The organism is Micromonospora sp. NPDC005413 (assembly GCF_040606435.1).
Lineage (GTDB): Bacteria > Actinomycetota > Actinomycetes > Mycobacteriales > Micromonosporaceae > Micromonospora.
The window spans coordinates 77,570-96,513 of sequence record NZ_JBEXEV010000004.1; the positions used below are offsets into that span (position 1 = coordinate 77,570).

Here is an 18,944-nt window from a genome sequence, read left to right on the forward strand (position 1 = left end):
AGAGTCTGAAACCTGGCACCGGGGGCTGACGCAGTTATCCTCTTCAAAAGCTGGCCCACGTGGAGATCGTTGGCACGAGTCCGGCATTTCGAAGGGACGATCGACATGCCTCGTGTGGTATCCGCGGTCATCCGCGCACTCGACATCCTCGAACTGTTCCTGGACCGCCCCCAACTGTCGGCCCGCCAGGTGATGGAGCGGCTCGACCTCCCCCGCACCACCGTCCACGAGCTGCTCGTCACGCTCGAAGCTCGCTCGTACCTGATCTCCGTCCCGGGCCAGCCGGTGCAGTATCGGCTCGGCATGCCGCTGTTCCAGCTCGGCGCGGCGTTCGCCGGCCGGCTTGACCTGGTCCGCGAGGCGCAGAGCGTCGCACGGGACGTGGCCGCGGCGTGCGACGAGGCGGTCCACGTGGCCGTGCTCGACGGCCCCGATGTCATCTATCTCGTCAAGTTCGACAGCACACATCCCGTCCGGATGGTCTCTGCGGTCGGGCGGCGGCTACCGGCCCACTGCACGGCGGTCGGCAAGGTACTGCTGTCGGGCCTCGATCAGGCGAGCCTGGACGCCGTCCTGAAGGGCCCCCTGCCTGGCATGACGCCGGACAGCATCACCGACCCGGACCGCCTACGTGCACATCTCGAACGGATCCGGGCGGAGAGCGTCGCGGTCGACATCGGCGAGTCTGACACCGCCATGCGCTGCGTCGCTGCGGCGGTCAGAGACCATTCCGGCGCAATCATCGCTGGCATGAGCCTGTCCGCGCCGATCATTCGCTGGACCCCCCAGGCGCACATGGAGTGGACGGGGCTGGTTCGCGAGGGCGCGGCCACGCTGTCCGCCCGGATGGGCTACCGGGCCCAGCCGCGATAGTCGGCTCGCCGTTTCGGACCGAAACAACATCGAAACATTGACACCCATCAGGGTGTTGCTCTAGCGTCGCGACCACTCGATACGGTATCTCGAACTCAGTTCGAAATCTCGAACGGCGGTGGTCCTCCGTGGTCCGACCGAAGTGGAACCTCAGCGCCGCATTCTCAGCCCGATCGTCGACTGCCCCGTGCTTGTCGCACCACCCAGCGAGCGGCGCGGGAATCTCTCGCGAGGCTCGCCCGGATTCTTGGGACGCGCCGACCGGACTCGCGCGGTTCGCGAACTCACCGCCATGACATCCGGGCCTCGGCCTGTCGACGCTGTTCGTCGAGGCCAAGGCCCCGATGCATTCGATGGATCTACGTGAACGCAATCGATCGATGCAGGCGGCCACGGACACGTGGCCCGCATCGATCCACACCCGAAGCACGAGGACCGCGGTGTTCGCCAAGTACGCCTTCGGTGTGCAGCGGCGCCGGGACAAAAGGAGGCGAATGTCTATGAAGGACAACCCGATGTGGTCTCGGCGCGGCTTTCTGGGGATGGGGGTGGGGGTCCTCGGTGCAACCGGTCTGGCGGCGTGTGGGGGCGACTCCGAATCGCCCACCAGGGTGCAGCCGGAGGTTCCGCAGGAGCTCATCGACGCCGCGGCGGCGTTGAAGGGCTCCTCGATGGGGATGCTGTCGCAGAAGCTGTACTCGACTGCGGCGAACGACGCCCTCGACAGCTCGATCAAGAAGTTCGCCGACACCACCGGAACGAAGATCGAGAACAGTCTGGTCCAGGCCGACGCCGGTGATGTGGTGGCAAAGATCGACGCTGAGGTCAAGGGTGGGGTGGCGCGTGACCTGGCGTTCATGACCGATTCACGGTTCGTCGCACAGTTCCAGGCGCTGGGTGACCTGGAGGACGTGACGGACGTCGTCACGGCGCTGACGGCCAAGTACGGCGAACCCTGCGCTGAAGCCAAGAACTTCTGCGTCTTCGACGGCAAGTGGTTCGCGATCCCGTACCACTTCATCGGGATCGGGTCGTTCCTGCGCAAGGACTGGATGCAGGACAAGGGCATCTCCCCCAAGGACATCTACAGCTGGGAGGAGCTGCGAGATCTGTGCCTGGCGATCTCCGATCCGACCAAACGCCGGTTCGGCTGGGGCATGACGGTGAATCGGTCCGGTGACGCCAACGGCATGATCGAGGCGCTGATCAACGCCTATGGCGGGTCGATCGCCTCCAACGATGGCCGGAAGGTCACGTTCAACTCCCCAGAGACGGTGCAGGCAGTGACCTTCCTGGGCGATATCTACACCAATCCCAAGTACAAGCCGATGCTGCCGCCGGGGGTGGCCAGCTGGACCGACACCAGCAACAACGAGAACTGGCTCGCGGGGGTCCTCGGCTACACCCGCAACCAGTTCAGCGTCTACGCGGACTCCCGGACCAAGAAGAACCCGGTCTACGCGAACACCCACGTGTTCTCCGACTGCATCGGGCCGGCGACCGCCAACCCCCTGCTGCTCGGGCAGTCGCAAGGTTTCGTTGTCTTCAAGGGCGCCAAGAACCCCGCGCTCGCCAAGCTCCTGGCGCAGTACCTGGTCAGCGCGCCCGCGCTGCTCGGGGTGGCGAAGGAGGCACCCGGTCTCGTCATGCCGGCCTGGGAGAAGGTCTGGGACGCCGACCCGTTCTTCACCAGCGGCGACCCGGCGTTCCCCATGCTGCGCAAGATCACCCAGCTGTCGCTGCCGCTTTCCACGAAGAACGGCCTGGCCTTCCCGCAGAAGGCCAGCGCGGGCCAGCAGGCCGTCGGCGCGGCCTACGTCCTCACCGACATGATGCAGCAGGTCGTTCAGGGAACGACGCCGGCGCAGGCCGTGACGGCCGCCGACGCCAAGATGGTGCAGATCTTCAACCAGCAGGGGCTGCCGCAGTGAAATCGGTCCGCCCTGCGCGGGTCCCGACGGCGAGGATTTCCCCGCCGTCGGGACCCGGCTCTCTCACAGCGACCCAGCGACGGCTGGGTCGTGACTGGCGGCTGGCCGCACTGTTCCTCGCACCCATGGCCGTGCTGGTCGGCAGTCTCGTTCTCGTGCCGATCGCCCGGTCGATCCTCACCAGCACCACGGAACGGCACGGGCAGGACACCGTGTTCGTCGGCCTGGACAACTATCTCGCCCTCGTCGGCGACGAGCAGTTCCACACAGGCGTGGTGAACTCGTTCGTCTTCACGGCGTACGCCGAGGTTTTCAAGGTGGTGTTGGGGCTGTCCGCGGCCCTGCTGCTGCACCAGCGGCGTCGTGGGCGGGCCCTGCTGACCGGGCTGCTCCTCGTGCCGTGGGTGGTGCCGACGGTGGTGACGGCGTTCAGCTGGCGCGCGCTGCTCGACCCGATCTTCGGCAGCGTCAACACCCTGCTCACCGCCTCGGGGATCGGGCCGCTGCTGGCCAGCGCGCACCTGGTCGACAGCTGGCCCGCAGGCTGGCTGTCCGACCCTTCGCTGGCCATGCCGTCGGTGATCCTCGTCAACGTCTGGAAGGGGGTGCCGTTCTTCACCGTGTGTTTCCTCGCGGGGTTGAAGGCCATCCCGGCGGACCTGTACGAGGCGGCGACCATCGACGGCGCGTCGTCGTTGCAGCGGTTCACCCACGTGACGCTGCCCGGACTGCGCCACGTGATCACCGTGACGGTGACCCTGTCGTCGATCTGGACGTTCAACAACTTCGACCTCGTCTGGTTGCTGACGCAGGGCGGCCCGGGCGACGTGACCGCGCCGTACGTGCTCGTCGCCTATTCGAAGGCGATCCTGCAGCTGCAGTACGGCGCGGGGGCGGCGGTCACGCTCGTCATGCTGCCGATCATCGGCGGGCTGGTGTTCGTCCTGGTCCGGTTGTTGCGCCAGGACACCGGCATCAGATCGACCCGGCGACGCCGGGCGGCGTGGTGGATCGGGGCGCGGCGGTGGGCCGGGACGGCGCGGAAGGCGCTCCCGTGGGTCGTCACCGCAGGGGTCACCGGTCTGCTCTTCTGGGCATCGCCAGGGATCTTCTGGAAGGCCGCGGTGGTCCTCGGGGTGATTCTGCTGATCGCGGCGGCGGTCGGCCGGGTGGTCTCGGGCCTCCAGTCCCGGGGCGGTCGCCGGGCGTCGTCCCTGGTGTCGGGCCTGGGGTCCGGTGTCGCACTGGCCGGGTTGCTCGTCTTCGTGCTGGGCCCGCTGTACTGGATCGCCGTCACGGCCTTCAAGTCCGAGGGCCAGGTCGTCATGCGTACCGACGACCTGTGGCCAACTCCGTGGACCCTGGAGCAGTTCGGTGCCCTGTTCGACAACCAGCCGTTCGGCCGCTGGTATCTCAACACTCTGCTGGTGTCCGCGGCGTCCACCGCGGTGGCACTGGTCTGCGCCGCCCTGGCGGGCTACGCGCTGGCCCGGCTGCGGTTCCGCGGGGCGCAGGGCTTTACCGTCACGGTGCTGCTCACCTACGTGATGCCGGGCGCGCTGCTGTTCATCCCGTTGTACCAGATGCTCATCGGCGCGCGGCTCACCGACTCGTTGTGGTCTCTGGTGGTGACGTACCCGACCTTCACGCTTCCGTTCGCCACCTGGCTGCTGGTGGGGTACTTCTCGTCGATCCCCGTCGAGCTGGAGGAGGCCGCGCTGGTCGACGGCTGCACCCGCGTCCAGGCGTTCGGTCGGGTGGTGCTGCCCCTCGCCAAGCCAGGGCTGCTGGCGGTCGCGCTCTTCACCCTGACCAATGCCTGGAACGAATTCCTCTTCGCCTTCGTGTTCATCACGAAGGACGAGTACAAGACGCTTCCGGTGGGGATGCAATCGATGATCGCCGGAGACGTCGTGCCGCAGGGACAGCTCGCCGCGGCGTCGCTGCTCGTCAGCATCCCGGTGGTGATCATGTACGCCCTCGGGCAGCGCTTCCTGACCGAAGGGCTCACCGCGGGCGCGGTGAAGGGCTGACACCGCCGTCACTGCCCAATGTGCTTTTCGAACCACTGGTGGGCGTGGTGCTCGGCGCGATTTCGCGTTAACGGTGGCGCGGTACAGGGCGAATCGCCTCGGTGAGGTCGCGGCCTCATCACGCCGAGACGTTCGGGGCAGACGACCGCAGCGCAGGGTTGTACGGTGTCGCGGTTGTCCATACAGCTACGGGGGTTCCATGACGATCCGTCGATACGCAATTGCTGCCGCCAGCACCACGATTCTCTCGATTGGGCTCGCTGCCCTTCCTGCCTCCGCCGCCCCGGCACCGAGCAGTCCCGACTCTGCCAAGCTTGCCGCCGGCACCTTGAAGGACCCGCAAACGGGAGGCAACCGGAAGTACGTGGTTGGCCAGGGCGAGGACGTGCCCGCCGTGCTGGGCGTGACGAACATCGGAAACGCGCCGGTCAAGGGTCTTGTCGTTCAGGTGCGGGTCCTCAACGACCTCGACTTCACCAAGAAGTACGACAACTGCTGGTACGCCGTCGACAGTAACCAGGAGACGGCCTGGTGCGGGTTCACCGACGAACTCGCACCAGGTGCCAGCCTCGCCGTCACCGGGGCGGGAATCTCCACCAAGCCGGACGCCAGCGCCGACAAGATCTCGTCGATCGTCCACCAGTGGTTCAGCAAGGAGAACGTCGACGAGCGGGGCGGCCTGCAGGCATTGGCCGACATCTCGGCTGGGCAGGGAACGAAGGCGGTGCGCGGCACCGGTGACCCACTGACGCTGACGACGCCGTCCGGGCCGCTCGGAGGGCTCGGGGGGCCGATCGGCTTCGCTGGCGTCGGCCTCAACACGCCGCCAACCGGCGAGCCGACGCCGACCGCGACGCCGACCGCGACGCCGAGCACGACGGCGACGCCGGCCGCCACGCCCAGCGCCTCGACGACCATTGCTCCCTCGGCCAATTCGGGTGGCGCCAGCGGCGAGGGCGGCGGGCTGCCCGTCACCGGTGCCGCCAGCATGAGCGTGGCAGGGGTGGGTGGTGCGCTTCTGCTCCTCGGCGGCGCGGGCTACCTGATCGCACGTCGACGCCGCACTCGTTTCGTGGCCTGACCCCGCCTGGCCGCTGGTGCCCGTTCGGGCGGTCGCCGACAGGCACCAGCGGCCACGCCAGCCGATGTAGCGCGGCAGAGTTGGGTCAGTGGGCGGTTTCGGCCGTCTCCAGGTCCGTGGCGATCATCGAGAAGACGGCCAAGTCATGCGCCTTCTCGCCATCCCAGTCGACCATCCGCAGTATGCCTTCCCGGTGGTATCCGGCCTTCTCGGCGACCCGCAGGGATACGACGTTGTCGAGACGGACGCGCATCTGGATACGCCGCATCCCACCTTCGGTGAGTGCCCATCGGCCGACCGCGCGGGCCGCCTCGGTCGCATGGCCTCGGCCTCGTCGGCTGGCTCGCACCCCGTAGCCGATCTCGCTGCGTCCAGCCCTCCAGTCGGTGTCGCGCAACCCGAGGCTGCCGACGATCTCGCCGCTGGCCGTCTGCACCATCGCGAGGTGCACACCCTCGCCGTCCAGCCGACGCCGGTGCACCGTTGCGGCCAGCCATTCGTCCACGTCGGCAACAGCCTCAGGGGAGCCCGGCGGCAGCGCGGTTCGGTCCTCGGCAGCCACGAATGCGGCTACCTGGGCCACGTCCTGCGGCCCGAACTCACGAATTTCCAGCTCGCTGGAGACGATCTTCACTGGAGGGAACACGGCGAGCAGCCTAAGCCTCGCTTGCGCCGTGGAAAAGCGCAATTGCGCGCCGCTGAACGTCAGCCGATGCCGCGCTGCCTGCAGTAACCCACGTAACCGCCAGGTGGTCGACAAACGGACCCGCCATCTCGGTGACCATGGCCGCCCTTCACTGCCAGGCCATGTTGATCGCGCGCTCGAAATTGACGTAACCGGCGCGGGTGAAGGCCTTCGCCATGGGTACGTTGCCCAGGTCGGTGGCCGCGCGGATGCGTGGGACGTCCTCCGCGGCCAGGGTTTGGGTGCCTTCGGCGAGGAGGCCGTCGACGTACCCGTGGCCCCGGTGTTCGGGGACGACACCGATATAGGCGATCACCGGGTGGTAGGCGTTGCGCGCCGGAATGACGAACCCGACCTGCTCGCCGTTCTCGCCCAACGTGCCGATGCGCCACCACTCACGAGGGCTCGAGTACGTGGCGAGTTCCTGCTCGTAGTGCCTGAGCGCAACCTCGTGGGGCGACATCTGCGCCAGGTCGGCACGGCTGTGTGCGTCCAGGGTCCCGTCCAGGGCACGGGTCATCAGCGCGACCAACTCGTCGGTGTCCAGGGCCGGGCGGAAGGCCAGTCGCTGGTCGGGCGTGGGCAGGCCGGCCGCTGGGCGCCACTCCAGGCGTAGCCGTTCGACAGTCAGGCGTGCGCCGGTGCGCTCGAGGACACCCATCCTGGTACGCACCGCCCGGTACGTGTCCGGGTCCTCGCGCCAGTCCGCCGGGATGAAGCGACCGTATTCGGGAGGGACCGCGCCGGGTGCCAGGACCTGCTTCGCGGCGGTCTCGTACAACGCCTGTGCCACCTCGGTCAGGTCTTCGGCGCCGTCGTCGACGTCGAGGATGTCCAGCAGCAGCGGAGCGGCATCGTCGGCGCGGCCCCACCAGGCGACCCTGGCCAGCAGGTGGTCGCCGCGCAGGGCCACCCACATCCACTCCGGTCGGCGGCGCTTGTCGGCAAGGTCGTCGTCGAGCTCGTGGTTGATGGTGTACGGCAGGCGGTTGAACAGGGCGATCTCGTCCGACCCGGTGATGGGACGGATCGTGACGGTGTCGGGGGATGTGCTCATGCGGACTCGTTTCCGGTCTGGGCGCGCGTGTAGGTGAGGAACAGAGCGCCACTGTCCAGAACGGTGTGATCGGTCAGACGCCAGTTGCGTGGTGCGAAGACCGCGTCGCGGCCGAAGAGCGGGATGCCGGCGCCGATGGTCAACGGGGCCAGCTTGATGATCAGCTGGTCGATCTCGGGGTAGAGGGCACCGGCCAGGGCACCGCCGCCGATCACCCAGACGTCCTTGCCGTCGTGGCGCTTCAGCTCTCGTACCGTGGCAATGGGGTCCTCGGCGATGACCTCGACGGCCGGGTCCGGGCTGCCACCCGGCGTGCGGGAGAACACCAGGTGGCGAAGGTGCGGGTACGCGTCGGTCACGCCGGCCTTCAGGCCCACCTCGTAGGAGTGGCGCCCTTCCAGCACGGTGTCGAACCGGCTGCCCTGGTCGGTGATGCCGAACGCCTGCCGGGCCGGACCGGGCAGGGTCTCCGGATACTCACTGACGAGGTGGTGCAGGTAGTCGTCCGGGATGGGCCAGAAGCCGTCCGGGCCGGTGGGGTCGGCGCCGTCGGGACCGGCGATGAAGCCGTCCAGGGTGGCCGCGATGTAATAGACGAGCTTACGCACGAACGTCTCCTTGGTTGCGGTGCCGGATGCTGTTTCTCGTTCCGACAACCATCAGCGTGCCCGGAGGCGCCCCGGGCTACAAGATCACGTCCGGTGACGTGCCATAACCCTTCGCCAATGCACTGATCCGATCGTTCGCCGGCACCGCGCAGCACCTCACTGCCTGAGCTGCTTCTCGAACCAGTGGTGGGCGTAGCGCTCGGTGTTGTACGGCTCGATCTCCCGGTAACCCGCCGCGCGGTACAGGGCGATCGCCTCGGTGAGGTTGCGGTTGGTGTCCAGCCGGACGGCGGTCACGCCACGCTCGGCGGCGTACCGTTCCAGCTCGCCCAGCAGCCGCCGCCCGACGCCGAGCCCGCGGACGGTGTCGGCCACCCAGACGCGTTTGATCTCGGCGGGTGCGTCGGGGTGCAGTTTGACCGCGCCGCAGCCGATCGGTTCGGTGTTGAGGGTGGCGAGCAGGAGCACGCCGGCCGGCGGGACGAGCGCCTCGTCGTGGACGGGGTTGCTCAGGGCCGGGTCGAACCCGTCGTCGAATCGTCGTGCGATGTCCCGGGCGTAGGCACGCAGGCACGCTCGGGCCCGTGGGTCGCTCGGCGGGCATGGCTCGATGACGACCATCGACCCGATGAGGAGCCGTTCGACCTCGGCCATGGCGGCGACGAGTCGTTCGCGGCGGTGCTCGGTGAGCGGTTCGAGGATCGAGGCGGCGAGGTCGTCGGACCGCTCGTCGAGTTGGGCCCATTCCGTGTGGCCGGTGGCGGTCAGCGCGACGGTGCGTACCCGGGCATCACCGCCGACCTGGTCGGCCGGTCCCACGGTGACCAGGCCGTCGTTCTCCAGGATGCGGAGGAGGCGGCTCAGGTATCCCGAGTCCAGGCCGAGCCGGGCTCGCAACGCGGCGACCTCGGCGCCGACAGGACCGATCTCCCAGAGCAGACGGGCCTGCGCCAGTGGGCGCCCCTGGGCCATGTACTCGTCGTCGAGCGCACCCACCCGTTGGGTGACCGTCCGGTTGAACCGCCGCACGGCGGCGATGAGCGCGGAGTCCATATACCTGACTTTAGTCAGGCTTCTCGACTACGCGCCAGATCGGGAGCGGTGGTAGGAGAAGATGCCGGCGCGGTCCAGGAGGACCACCACGAGCAGCACCCCGGTGGCGACCGCGCTGACCGCCAGCAGCGGGAGCCACAGGGCGGTCGCTGCGCCGGCCAGCACGAACAGGGCAACCACCCGTGGCCAGGAGAGTCGCCGGTGGATCGCCAGGGAGAAGAGGATCCGTCCGAGGAGGAACAGTGCGGGTCCGCTGAGGATGACCACGACGGCGGTCATGTCACCGGTCCTGGTGGGGTGGGCGATGCTCAGCTCGGCCCCGACTGCGGTGACCACCAGCCCGGCGATCATCACCAGGTGCAGGTATCCGGTGATGACGCCGAGCCGGGACGGGTCGGCGTGCTCGATGACCGGGCCCAGGCGCAGACCGGCGGGCGTCACGTAGAGCAGCCCGATCAGCACGGCAGTGGTGAAGACCAGCAGGAAGGCGGCGGTCTCCGGGAAATGGAGGCGGGTGCCCGAGTACGAGAGGCCGGCGACCAGGACGAGTTCACCGAGCGCAATGATCATGATTTGCTGGTACCGCTCGGCGAAGTGCTCGCCGGAGAGGTGCAGCTCCTGTTGCCGGGCGCGACCCAGCAGCGGGGTGGGCCAGCCGAGCCGTGGGCCGATGAGGTCGATCGCGAGGGCGAACACCCAGAGCGGCACCCGCCACTCCGGCAGGAATCCGCCGGCCAGCCACGGTACGGCGGAGACGCTGAACCAGCACAGGATTCGCACCGCCCGGCTCTGCCGCGGATGCCCGCGCAGCGCGACGGCCGTCACCACGCCCCGGGCGATGTGGACCGCGACGTACGCGCCGGCGAAGAGCAGGCCCCGCCCGTCCAGCGCCTGCGGGATCGCCACCCCGGCCAGCAGACTGCCCAGCGCGGCGCCGACCAGCAGCCCTCGGACCGCCGGGCTCTCCGGGTCGTACCAGTCGGCGAACCAGGTGGTGGTCACCCAGATCCACCAGATCCCGGTCAACAGCAGGGCGGTCCGCAACGCGCCGACCAGGGTGAGGTCGTGGAGCAGGTGCCCGGCCAACTGGCTGAGGGCGAGCACGAACGCCAGATCGAAGAAGAGCTCCAGGAACGAGGCGCTGAGTGGCGAGTCGCTCCCCCGCAGCAGCCGCTGGGGCCTGCTCACCATCGGCGCTCCTCCCGGTGGCACGCACGCCCCGCGTCCGTCGTACCACCCGGGGAAGGCCGCTGGAGGCGAAAGCGGGTCAGCGGCGAACGCCGACCCCCGCGTAGCCGTGCGAATCCACGCCCTCCGGCTCGCCGTCCGGCCGCCACCGGGTGGTGGCGACCAGGCCGGGCTCCACCAGGTCGTACCCGTTGAAGAAGCGCGACGCCTCGGCGTGCGTGCGGGGCACCAGCGGGGCGCTGCTGTTGCGATAGACGGCCTGCCCGCGCTCTGCCAGCTCCGGCGGGATGCCGTCCAACGTCAGGTGGGACAACACCAGGTGACTGCCCGGCACGGTGGCGTCACGCAGCTTGGCGACCGCCGCCCACGGGTCGTCGTCGTCCGACACGAAGTGCAGCACCGCGAGCAGCAGCACCGCCACCGGGCGGTCCAGGTCGAGGGTGGCCCGCACGTCCGGGTGGGCCAGCAGATCGTCCGGCCGTCGCAGGTCGCCCTGGACGACCGCGGTGCCGGGTACGCCGGTCAGCAACCGCCTGCCGTACGCGACGGCCACCTCGTCGTAGTCGACGTAGACCACCCTCGCGTCGGGTGCCACCGCCTGCACCACCTCGTGCACGGAGTCCTGGGTGGGTAGCCCGGCCCCGATGTCCAGGTACTGCCGCACGCCCTGCTCGGCGGCGTACCGGACGGCTCGGCGCAGGAACTGCCGGTTGGTCTGGGCGGCGACCCCGGTCTCCGGAAAGATCTCCAGCACCCGTTCCGCGGCGGCCCGGTCGGCGGCGAAGTTGTGGCTGCCACCGAGGAAGTAGTCGTACATCCGGGCGACGTTGGGTGTGGTGGTGACGTCGGGTGCCGGCTGCTCGGTCATGAGGGGTCCCTTCGACGGCGAGGCGGATCTCGATGTCTAGCACCCCACGGCGATGACCCGCTGACCCCTCGTGTCGTTGATCCGGCTGCACCCATGGTCATCGCTGACCACGGTGGGGGCACCGACTCAACGAGGAGGGACGCCGATGACCACTCAGCGGGAAACCGTGCAGGTCGACCACGATCTGTTCCGCGCCGTGTACGACTCACCCGCATCGCTGCCCGGCCGACACCGCTGGACCACCCCGGAGTCGGACGTCCGGCGGCTGGAGAAACTGCTCGGGATGCCGGCGCGCAGCATCGGCGCCCCACTCTGGGTCAGCGGTGACGAACCGGACTGCCCGAAGTGCGGCCGACGGGTCACCTGGTACGACATCGTCTCCTCGGCGCTCTCCGGCCTGCACGACAAGGCCATGATCGCGACGGTCATCCTCGGCGAACGCAAGTACGTCAACACCGAGATCCCGGCTGCCATCGCGGGCGTGCGCTGCGCCGACTGCCACACCGCGATCGACGGCCTGCGCAGCTTCAAGTGCCACAACTGGGCGTACGCCTTCGAGGCGCTGGAGGCCGTCCGCGAGCGGATGGCCGGCGGTCCCGGCCCGACCTGAGCGCGCCGCCGCGACCTCGACCCGAGCCGGCCGCGGCGGGTCAGCCCCTGAACCGGTCGCGGCGGGTCAGCCCTGGTTGCGGCGGGTCAGTCCGCCGAGCGGCGGGTGGGGCGGCGGCCGGGTGGAGAGAGCGGCTCCGGTCCGGGGTCGGGCACCTGCGGCATCGGCCGGGTGACCGGCTCGGTTCCCGTGAGCCGCAACCGCTCCCCGTGGTGCCACAGCTCGACCTCGGCGCCGGAGGCGGTGTCGGGCAGCTCGTAGCGGGCCTCGGTCGGAGTCAGCGTGACCCGTAGCCGGTGGCCACGCCAGCGCAAGCTGAACACCAACCGGTCGATCCGCCGGGGCAGCCGAGGGTCGAAGGAGAGCACCTCCCGGTCGTCGCGCAGCCCGCCGAAGCCCTGCACCAGCGCCAGCCACGCACCGGCCAGCGAGGCCAGGTGCAGCCCGTCGGCGGTCTTGTCCCCCAGGTCCGCCAGGTCCTGGAGCACCGACTCGGCGAACAGGTCGTACGCCAGATCCAGATGCCCGACCTCGGCGGCCAGCACCGCCTGCGGGGCGGCCGACAGCGACGAGTCGCGGACCGTGCGGGCCTCGTAGTAGGCCAGGTTGCGGGCCTTCTCGTCGGCGGTGAACTCGCCGGGGCAGAGCTGCATGGCCAGCACCAGGTCGGCCTGCTTGACCACCTGCTTGCGGTACAGCTCCAGATAGGGGTAGTTCAGCAGCAGCGGGTAGTCGTCCTCGCCCGTGTTCGCGAAGTCCCACTCGGGCTGCTCGGTGAACCCGGCGGCTTGCTGATGCACCCCGCGCTCGCGGTCGTACGGGATGAAGACCGCGTCGGCGGCGGCCCGCCAGCCGGCGATCTCGTCGCGGTCCACGCCGAGCCGACCGGCCGCGTCGGGGTGCCGTTCGGCGGCGTCCGCCGCGCCCCGAAGATTGCGCTTGGCCATCAGGTTCGTGAAGACGTTGTCGTTGACCAGTGCGGCGTACTCGTCCGGGCCGGTCACCCCGTGCAGGTGGAAGTCGCCCGTGTCCGACCAGTGGCCGAAGCCGTGCCAGAGCCGGGCTGTCTCCACCAGCAGCTCCAGCCCCGCCTCGGCAAGGAATCGCTGGTCGTCGGTGACGGCCAGGTAGCGCAGCACCGCGTCGGCGATGTCGGCGTTGACGTGCAGCGCGGCGGTGCCGGCCGGCCAGTAGCCGGAGGACTCCCGGCCGCCGATGGTGCGCCACGGGAAGGTCGCACCGGTCAGCCGCAGCTCCGCCGCCCGCTCCCGGGCCTCGGGCAGGTGGGCGTGCCGCCAGCTCAGCGCCGAACGGGCCACCGCCGGGGCCAGGTAGGTGAGCACCGGCAGGACGTAGGTCTCGGTGTCCCAGAGCACGTGCCCGTCGTAACCGTTGCCGGTCAAGCCCTTGGCGGAGATGGTCCGGTCGGAGTCCGGGCGACCGGCCTGGATCAGGTGGAACATCGCGAAGCGCACCGCCTGCTGGAGTTCCTGATCGCCGTCGAGCTGCACGTCGGCGACCTGCCAGGCCGCGTCCAGGGCGGCACGCTGGTCGGTGAGCAGGGCGTCGAAGCCGTCCGCACGGGCCGCATCCGCCTCGGCGGCGACCAGGGCGGCCAACTCGTCGGCGGCTGCCCCGTCGACCGCCGACCACTCGTACGCGGCGAACTTCGTCAGCCGCAACCGCTCCCCCGGATGCAGCCGACCCGTCACGGTCAGCCGTACCCGGTCCGGGGTGCAGTCACCGGTGGTGGTGACCGTGCCCGGCCCCTCCACCTGGTGGCTGACCGCGACCGCGACGCGCTGGCCGCTGCGCTCGGTGCGGTGCACCAGCACCCCGTCGAGGCCGGCCGCACGGTATGCCTCGGCGGTCAGCGGGTCGGTGGGCACCGAAGCGGCCCGAGGGTCGTCCGAGCGCTCCGGCACCTTCTCGTTTGCCAGCAGATCCGAGCAGACCCGCAGCTCGACGGCGGCGTCCAACGGCTCGACCTCGTACTGGACGGCGGCCACCGGGCGACGCGGGAGGGACACCAACCGGATGCTGCGGATGCGCACCCCTCGCCCGGCAGGTGAGATCCACTCGGTCTCCCGCCGCAGCACTCCGGCGCGCAGGTCGAGCACCCGTTCGTGGCTGCGCAGCGTCCCGGTCCGGATGTCCAGCGGTTCGTCGTCGACCCAGAGCCGGATCAGCGCGGCGTTCGGCGCGCTGACGACGGTGTCGCTGGCCTGCGGAAACGCGTACCCCTCTTCGGGGTAGCTCAGCTCGCGCCGCTCGTGGAAGCCGTTGACGTAGCTGCCCGTCCCTCTGCCCTGTTTCTACGGTGTCCTCAGGGTGAACGGGGTATGAACATGATGTGAGGTGATGCATGCTCGACAACGGCAGCATGGACGTTCCGGAGATCAGCGTTGAGTGGTACCGCGACGTCATCGACGCCGCCGCCGCCAGCCCAGAGCCGGTGCAGTGGTTCGTCGGACACGCCACCGAGGGGGTGATCCTGCTGCTCGGCGCGCTGCTGCTGATGGCCGCGCTGAGCCGCCGGTCCGGCGGCCCGCACGACCGGGCACTCGCCCTGATCGCGCCGGTGCCGACCCTCCTCGCGTACGCGGGCAGCGAATGGTTCAAGACCGTGGTGGACGAGGATCGGCCATGCCGGACGGTCGGCCGGGCGATCATCGCGGGCGCCTGCCCACCCCCCGGCGACTGGTCGTTTCCCAGCAACCACGCCACCCTGGCCGGCGCGCTGGCGGTCACCACGCTGCTGCTCTCCCGCCGACTCGGCCTGATCGCGCTGCCACTGGCCGCGTTCGGTGCCTTCTCCCGGGTTTTCGTGGGTCTGCACTACCCGCACGACGTGATCGCGGGCGTGCTGTTCGGCGCTCTGGTCGCCGTGGTGGCAACCCCACTGCTGGCCCGCCCTGCGGGTGAGGTGCTGCGCCGCCGGGCCGAGCGTGCCGACAGCACGGTCCCCAAGTTGGCGAGCCGCTCCCGCCCCTGACCGCGCGCACGCCCCTGACCCCGCTCCCGCCCCTGACCCCACGCACGCCCCTGACCCCACGCACGCTCCGCCGTGGGTTCCGCGCACAAGATCGCGCTCGATCCTGGTTGTAGTGGTCTTCCAGCGCGACCAACACCACTAGATCCTGGATCGAGCGCGATCTTGAGGGGCGCGGCGGGCGGTCAGCTGGCCAGCAGGAGCGCGCCCGCCGTGCCGAGCAACAGGAACGGGCCGAACGGCAGGTGCGTGCTCCAGCGGGCCCGACGCGCGGCCAGCAGACCCAGGCTGACCAGGGCGGACAGCCCGAAAGCGAGCAGCAGCCCGAGCAGCAGCACCGGCCAGCCGTACCAGCCGAGCAGCGCCCCCACGCTGAGCGCCAGCTTGGCGTCACCCAACCCGAAGCCCCGACGGCCGAGCAGCAGCGTGCTGGTGGCGAAGAACAGCGCCAGCCCCGCGCCGGCGATGACGGCCCTCAGCCAGTGCCCCGGCTCCGCGTCGAGCGCGGCCACGCCGAGCAGCAGCCAGGTTCCGGCTGCCGCTGGCAGGGTGAGCCGATCCGGCAACCGGTGCACGGCCAGGTCGACGAAGACCGCCGGAATCGTCCAGCCGAGCCACCAGGCCAGTGCCGGTAGCGCCCCACCCGACGGACCGACCAGTGCCAGCAGCACCACCGCGGCGAGCACGGCCACCTCGACCGTGCCCGGCGGCGGGCCGGCCCGGGCTCGGCAGCGACCGCACCTGGCGGCCGGACCCAGCGCCGGCCAGGGCCGGGTCAGGCCGACCGACGCGCCGCAGGCGTCGCAGCCGGTCCGGCTGGGCATGCCCGGGGGTACGGCGTAGCGCAGCGCAGCCATCCGCATCAGCGGGCTGACCGCAAGGATCGCGAGCACGGTCGAGACCCGGGCGCGTGCCGCAGCCGAGACACCCCACGCCGTTCGTTCGCGATGCGGCGGGGGTGCCGCCTGACGGGCGGGTTCCGCCGAGACGCCCCTCGCCGTTCGTTCGCGATGCGGCGGGGGTGCCGCCTGACGGGCGGGTTCCGCCGAGACGCCCCTCGCCGTTCGTTCGCGATGCGGCCGGGGTGCCGCCTGACGGGCGGGTTCCGCCGCGCCGCCGGACGGCCGGGGTGTCTGATCGGGTGGGTTCTCCCGACCTGGGACGGCCGCAGGGGGGCCGGTCAGCGCCATGACGCCTCCATCGCGCCCCGGGGCTCCCCCGCGAAGGTGAACACGGATCGTGATTGAACGATCGCTTCGGTGTAGCGGATGACGCGGAAAGCGACCTCCCCACCCGGCCACCAGAGGGCGCCCTCGGCCGGATCCGGGCCGGGCACCCCGTCGGACGAAGCAGCTCGCCTATCGGCTGAAAACTCCCATCGGATGCCGGGATGAGGCCGCGATGTCCCACTCCCGGGACCGGCGACGAGGCCGAGGCGACCCCCGGCGACCCGGCGACGCCCCATCTTCGACGACGCCACGCTCGGCCGCTGTCCGGGACGCAGTGCGGACACCCGTCACCACCACCTGTCATCACAGAGAGTGTTCACTTGAATTGCCTCTGTTGCATCGGCGAACGTCAGCCTATGCTCGCCCCTTGGGTGTGACGCAAGCCTCACCTCTACAACCGGACGACACAGGACCAAGCATTTGTAAAAGATCCGTAACGGTGAATGCAGAAGCGCAATGAACGGCTCCGGATGTGCTGATCCGGGCGCGCTTCCGCATGCCCGGCGGCGGTGACCCGTCACCGCACCGGGCGACCACGAGGAGGCTCGACGGTGCGCGGACGGCAGCTCAGACGAGCGGCAATCTGCCTGCTGGCGGTCGTGGCGGCGGTGCCGGTCACCGCCTGCGCCAGCGGACGGGAGGCCGTCGAACGACCGACAGCGGCCCGGGACGACAGACAACCGGCAGGTCCCGACGTCGACCGACAAGCCGCCGAAAAGGCGGCACTTGACGCGTACTCCGGATATCTCGCGGCCTCGCGCACGGCGAGTGGGCGCAGTGATCCACGCGCGCCGGAACTGTCCCGGTTTATCGCTGATCCACTGCTCACCCGGGTCCGATTGTCCATTCGCGCGGCTAAGGAGCACGGCGCTATGCGTACCGGGACGTTGAAGTCCGACCCGACCGTGACCGCCGTCAGCCTGGACGCGAAACCGGCCACCGTGGAGATCCAGGACTGCCTGGACACGACCAGCTACCGGCTGATCTACGCCAAGGACCAGCGCGTGGTGCCGGGCAGCGGGGGCGGCAGGCACCTCTCCACCGCCACCGCGGCCCGATATCCCGACGGGCGTTGGCTGATCAACTCAGGCGCGACCCACCAGGACCAGCCATGTTGACCCGGGGAGGAAGGGGTGCTCCGGCCCGTACCCCCCGGGCCCGGCCGGCGCTCGCCGGGATCGGCCTCGCACTCCTGCTGGTGATCGGCGCGACCCTGCCGGCCGCCGCCGCTCGACGCGCCGACCCGGGGGCCGGCTGCCCACCCGACCAGCCCGACTGCAGCGTCTGGGACGACGACCCCGGCAACCCCGGAGATCCCGGCGGCGGCGGGGACAACGGCGGTGGGGACTCCGGCGGCGGTGGGGGTGGTGGTGTCTGCCAGTGGGACGGGCAGACCATCCCCTGCTACGACGACCTGAAGGGTTGGTTCAACAGCGGCGACGGCTGCTACTACAAGCTGGAGGAGCCGCAGCCGGACAACACCCCCGCAGGTCAGCAGTGGTACCTGCTGACCTGCGACGGCGGCAACCAGGGCAGCCAGCGCGAGGAGCTGCGGGACGAGCCGCCACCCGGCTACGGCGCACCGCCCGACCCGGAGGAGTTGGCCCGCCGCGCCCTCGCATCGATCAAGCTGCTGCCGGCACGGCTGAAGGTCGCACCGCGCAAGGACATCGGCCCCGGCCTGGTCGGTCTGCCGGTGTGGATGTGGGCCACCCCGAGCGCCAGCTACTTCGGCCCGCTGACCGCCTCCGCGACCGACCGGGGCGTAACCGTCTCCATCGAGGCGAAGGTCGACCGGATCGTCTGGGACATGGGCAACAAGGAGCGGGTCACCTGCCACGGCCCCGGCACCCCGTACGACGCGAAGAACAAAGATCTTGCCGGCCGCGCGTCTCCGGACTGCGGCTACGACAAGGGCTACCCGAAAGCCGACACGTACAGGGTCAGCGCCACCACGCACTGGACGGTGCGCTGGTGGACCGACGACGGCGTTCAGGGCGAACCGATCCTCCAGACCCGGACCAGCGGCACCGTGCAGATCCAGATCAACGAACTCCAGGTGGTGACCCGATGAGCCTCGCGACACGCAACGGGACCGGGTCGGTGGACGCACCGGTCAACCCGCCCAAAGTGGTCCGGCAACGCCGGGTCCGCCCGGGGCTGCTCGGCCTCGCCGTACTCCTGATCGCCCTGGGCGGGCTGGGCGCGGCCTTCGCGGTCACCTCGGTCCGGGCCACCGGCAGCTACCTCGCGGTGGCCCGACCGGTCGAGGTGGGCCGGGAGATCAGCGCCGCCGACCTGGTCACCGTGCAGGTCGCTGGCGGCCAGGGGCTGCGCCCGGTGCCCGCCGGTCGGCTCGACGAGGTGGTCGGCAAACGGGCCGCGGTGGCGCTCCTCCCAGGCACCCTGCTCACCCTGGGGCAGGTCACCGATGACCCGCTGCTCGGGCCCGGCCAGCAGCAGATCGCGCTCGGCCTCAAGACCGCCCAGGTGCCGGCCCGCGAACTGCACCCCGGGGACAAGGTCCTGCTCGTCAGCACCCCGGACCGCAGCAGCACCACCGCCGGAGACGCGGCGGCCGCCGGCACACGGTTCTCGGCCACCGTGATCGACATGGTCAGCCCGGCCAACGACGACAAGGTGCTGTACCTGGCGCTCCCCACCCGGGACGTGCCCGCGGTGGTGGCGCTCACCGCGCAGGGACGGATCGCTGTCGTGCTGACCGAGGCGGCCTGA

17 protein-coding genes are annotated in these 18,944 nt (G+C 70.1%); 9 read left to right on the forward strand and 8 right to left on the reverse strand.

Annotated features, from left to right (window positions below; all coding sequences use genetic code 11):
• The first annotated feature begins 105 nt into the window (after window positions 1–105).
• From ABZS37_RS07845 to ABZS37_RS07860, 4 genes are all read left to right on the forward strand, one after another.
• Window positions 106–873: an IclR family transcriptional regulator gene (locus tag ABZS37_RS07845; RefSeq protein ID WP_355166678.1), complete on the forward strand. Its 768-nt coding sequence runs from the start codon at window positions 106–108 to the stop codon at window positions 871–873.
• A gap of 494 nt (window positions 874–1,367) precedes the next feature.
• Window positions 1,368–2,804 (forward strand): extracellular solute-binding protein, encoded by a 1,437-nt coding sequence (locus ABZS37_RS07850; protein WP_355166680.1) that lies wholly within the window; start codon window positions 1,368–1,370, stop codon window positions 2,802–2,804.
• Window positions 2,805–2,929: 125 nt separating this feature from the next.
• Window positions 2,930–4,837, forward strand: a complete 1,908-nt coding sequence (locus tag ABZS37_RS07855; protein ID WP_355166682.1) for an ABC transporter permease subunit — start codon at window positions 2,930–2,932, stop codon at window positions 4,835–4,837.
• A gap of 199 nt (window positions 4,838–5,036) precedes the next feature.
• Window positions 5,037–5,918 (forward strand): LPXTG cell wall anchor domain-containing protein, encoded by an 882-nt coding sequence (locus ABZS37_RS07860; protein ID WP_355166684.1) that lies wholly within the window; start codon window positions 5,037–5,039, stop codon window positions 5,916–5,918.
• 85 nt (window positions 5,919–6,003) lie between these two features.
• Here the strand turns inward: ABZS37_RS07860 and ABZS37_RS07865 are convergent, their stop codons facing one another.
• The 6 genes from ABZS37_RS07865 to ABZS37_RS07890 form a co-directional block, all read right to left on the reverse strand.
• On the reverse strand, window positions 6,004–6,678 hold the full coding sequence (locus ABZS37_RS07865; RefSeq protein WP_355166686.1) for a GNAT family protein: 675 nt from the start codon (window positions 6,676–6,678) through the stop codon (window positions 6,004–6,006).
• Between the two features lie 34 nt (window positions 6,679–6,712).
• A complete protein-coding gene (locus tag ABZS37_RS07870; RefSeq protein ID WP_355166688.1) occupies window positions 6,713–7,660 on the reverse strand; it encodes a GNAT family N-acetyltransferase in 948 nt (315 codons plus the stop codon).
• Window positions 7,657–8,268, reverse strand: coding sequence for a dihydrofolate reductase family protein (locus tag ABZS37_RS07875; protein WP_355166690.1), 612 nt, complete (start codon window positions 8,266–8,268; stop codon window positions 7,657–7,659). Before ABZS37_RS07875 ends, ABZS37_RS07870 begins: the two co-directional genes overlap by 4 nt.
• 156 nt (window positions 8,269–8,424) lie before the next feature.
• A complete protein-coding gene (locus ABZS37_RS07880; RefSeq protein ID WP_355166692.1) occupies window positions 8,425–9,321 on the reverse strand; it encodes a helix-turn-helix domain-containing GNAT family N-acetyltransferase in 897 nt (298 codons plus the stop codon).
• Between the two features lie 27 nt (window positions 9,322–9,348).
• Window positions 9,349–10,512, reverse strand: a complete 1,164-nt coding sequence (locus ABZS37_RS07885) for a low temperature requirement protein A (protein WP_355166694.1) — start codon at window positions 10,510–10,512, stop codon at window positions 9,349–9,351.
• Between the two features lie 76 nt (window positions 10,513–10,588).
• Window positions 10,589–11,377: an SAM-dependent methyltransferase gene (locus ABZS37_RS07890; RefSeq protein WP_355166696.1), complete on the reverse strand. Its 789-nt coding sequence runs from the start codon at window positions 11,375–11,377 to the stop codon at window positions 10,589–10,591.
• A gap of 145 nt (window positions 11,378–11,522) precedes the next feature.
• Here ABZS37_RS07890 and ABZS37_RS07895 point away from each other — a divergent pair, with 145 nt between their 5' ends.
• Window positions 11,523–11,987, forward strand: a complete 465-nt coding sequence (locus ABZS37_RS07895; RefSeq protein WP_355166698.1) for a hypothetical protein — start codon at window positions 11,523–11,525, stop codon at window positions 11,985–11,987.
• An 86-nt stretch (window positions 11,988–12,073) separates the two neighbouring features.
• Here the strand turns inward: ABZS37_RS07895 and ABZS37_RS07900 are convergent, their stop codons facing one another.
• Window positions 12,074–14,248 (reverse strand): glycosyl hydrolase family 65 protein, encoded by a 2,175-nt coding sequence (locus ABZS37_RS07900; RefSeq protein WP_355167072.1) that lies wholly within the window; start codon window positions 14,246–14,248, stop codon window positions 12,074–12,076.
• A gap of 104 nt (window positions 14,249–14,352) precedes the next feature.
• On the opposite strand from ABZS37_RS07900, the gene ABZS37_RS07905 reads away from it, so the two are divergent.
• On the forward strand, window positions 14,353–14,982 hold the full coding sequence (locus tag ABZS37_RS07905; protein WP_355166700.1) for a phosphatase PAP2 family protein: 630 nt from the start codon (window positions 14,353–14,355) through the stop codon (window positions 14,980–14,982).
• Window positions 14,983–15,164: 182 nt separating this feature from the next.
• Here ABZS37_RS07905 and ABZS37_RS07910 read toward each other — a convergent pair whose 3' ends face one another.
• Window positions 15,165–15,842: an A24 family peptidase gene (locus tag ABZS37_RS07910; protein ID WP_355167074.1), complete on the reverse strand. Its 678-nt coding sequence runs from the start codon at window positions 15,840–15,842 to the stop codon at window positions 15,165–15,167.
• 917 nt (window positions 15,843–16,759) lie between these two features.
• On the opposite strand from ABZS37_RS07910, the gene ABZS37_RS07915 reads away from it, so the two are divergent.
• The 3 genes from ABZS37_RS07915 to ABZS37_RS07925 are packed head-to-tail and all read left to right on the forward strand — an operon-like array spanning window position 16,760 to window position 18,944.
• Window positions 16,760–17,326 (forward strand): hypothetical protein, encoded by a 567-nt coding sequence (locus tag ABZS37_RS07915; protein ID WP_355166702.1) that lies wholly within the window; start codon window positions 16,760–16,762, stop codon window positions 17,324–17,326.
• Window positions 17,320–18,282, forward strand: coding sequence for a hypothetical protein (locus ABZS37_RS07920; protein WP_355166704.1), 963 nt, complete (start codon window positions 17,320–17,322; stop codon window positions 18,280–18,282). The genes ABZS37_RS07915 and ABZS37_RS07920 overlap by 7 nt, the downstream gene beginning before the upstream one ends.
• Window positions 18,279–18,944: an SAF domain-containing protein gene (locus ABZS37_RS07925; protein WP_354992787.1), complete on the forward strand. Its 666-nt coding sequence runs from the start codon at window positions 18,279–18,281 to the stop codon at window positions 18,942–18,944. Before ABZS37_RS07920 ends, ABZS37_RS07925 begins: the two co-directional genes overlap by 4 nt.

Coding starts and splice junctions, on each gene's coding strand:
- ABZS37_RS07845 (WP_355166678.1), top strand. CDS start 106: ATGCCTCGTGTGGTATCCGCGGTCATCCGCGCACTCGACATCCTCGAA.
- ABZS37_RS07850 (WP_355166680.1), top strand. CDS start 1,368: ATGTCTATGAAGGACAACCCGATGTGGTCTCGGCGCGGCTTTCTGGGG.
- ABZS37_RS07855 (WP_355166682.1), top strand. CDS start 2,930: ATGGCCGTGCTGGTCGGCAGTCTCGTTCTCGTGCCGATCGCCCGGTCG.
- ABZS37_RS07860 (WP_355166684.1), top strand. CDS start 5,037: ATGACGATCCGTCGATACGCAATTGCTGCCGCCAGCACCACGATTCTC.
- ABZS37_RS07870 (WP_355166688.1), bottom strand. CDS start 7,660: ATGAGCACATCCCCCGACACCGTCACGATCCGTCCCATCACCGGGTCG.
- ABZS37_RS07880 (WP_355166692.1), bottom strand. CDS start 9,321: ATGGACTCCGCGCTCATCGCCGCCGTGCGGCGGTTCAACCGGACGGTC.
- ABZS37_RS07885 (WP_355166694.1), bottom strand. CDS start 10,512: ATGGTGAGCAGGCCCCAGCGGCTGCTGCGGGGGAGCGACTCGCCACTC.
- ABZS37_RS07890 (WP_355166696.1), bottom strand. CDS start 11,377: ATGACCGAGCAGCCGGCACCCGACGTCACCACCACACCCAACGTCGCC.
- ABZS37_RS07895 (WP_355166698.1), top strand. CDS start 11,523: ATGACCACTCAGCGGGAAACCGTGCAGGTCGACCACGATCTGTTCCGC.
- ABZS37_RS07905 (WP_355166700.1), top strand. CDS start 14,353: ATGCTCGACAACGGCAGCATGGACGTTCCGGAGATCAGCGTTGAGTGG.
- ABZS37_RS07910 (WP_355167074.1), bottom strand. CDS start 15,842: ATGCGGATGGCTGCGCTGCGCTACGCCGTACCCCCGGGCATGCCCAGC.
- ABZS37_RS07920 (WP_355166704.1), top strand. CDS start 17,320: ATGTTGACCCGGGGAGGAAGGGGTGCTCCGGCCCGTACCCCCCGGGCC.
- ABZS37_RS07925 (WP_354992787.1), top strand. CDS start 18,279: ATGAGCCTCGCGACACGCAACGGGACCGGGTCGGTGGACGCACCGGTC.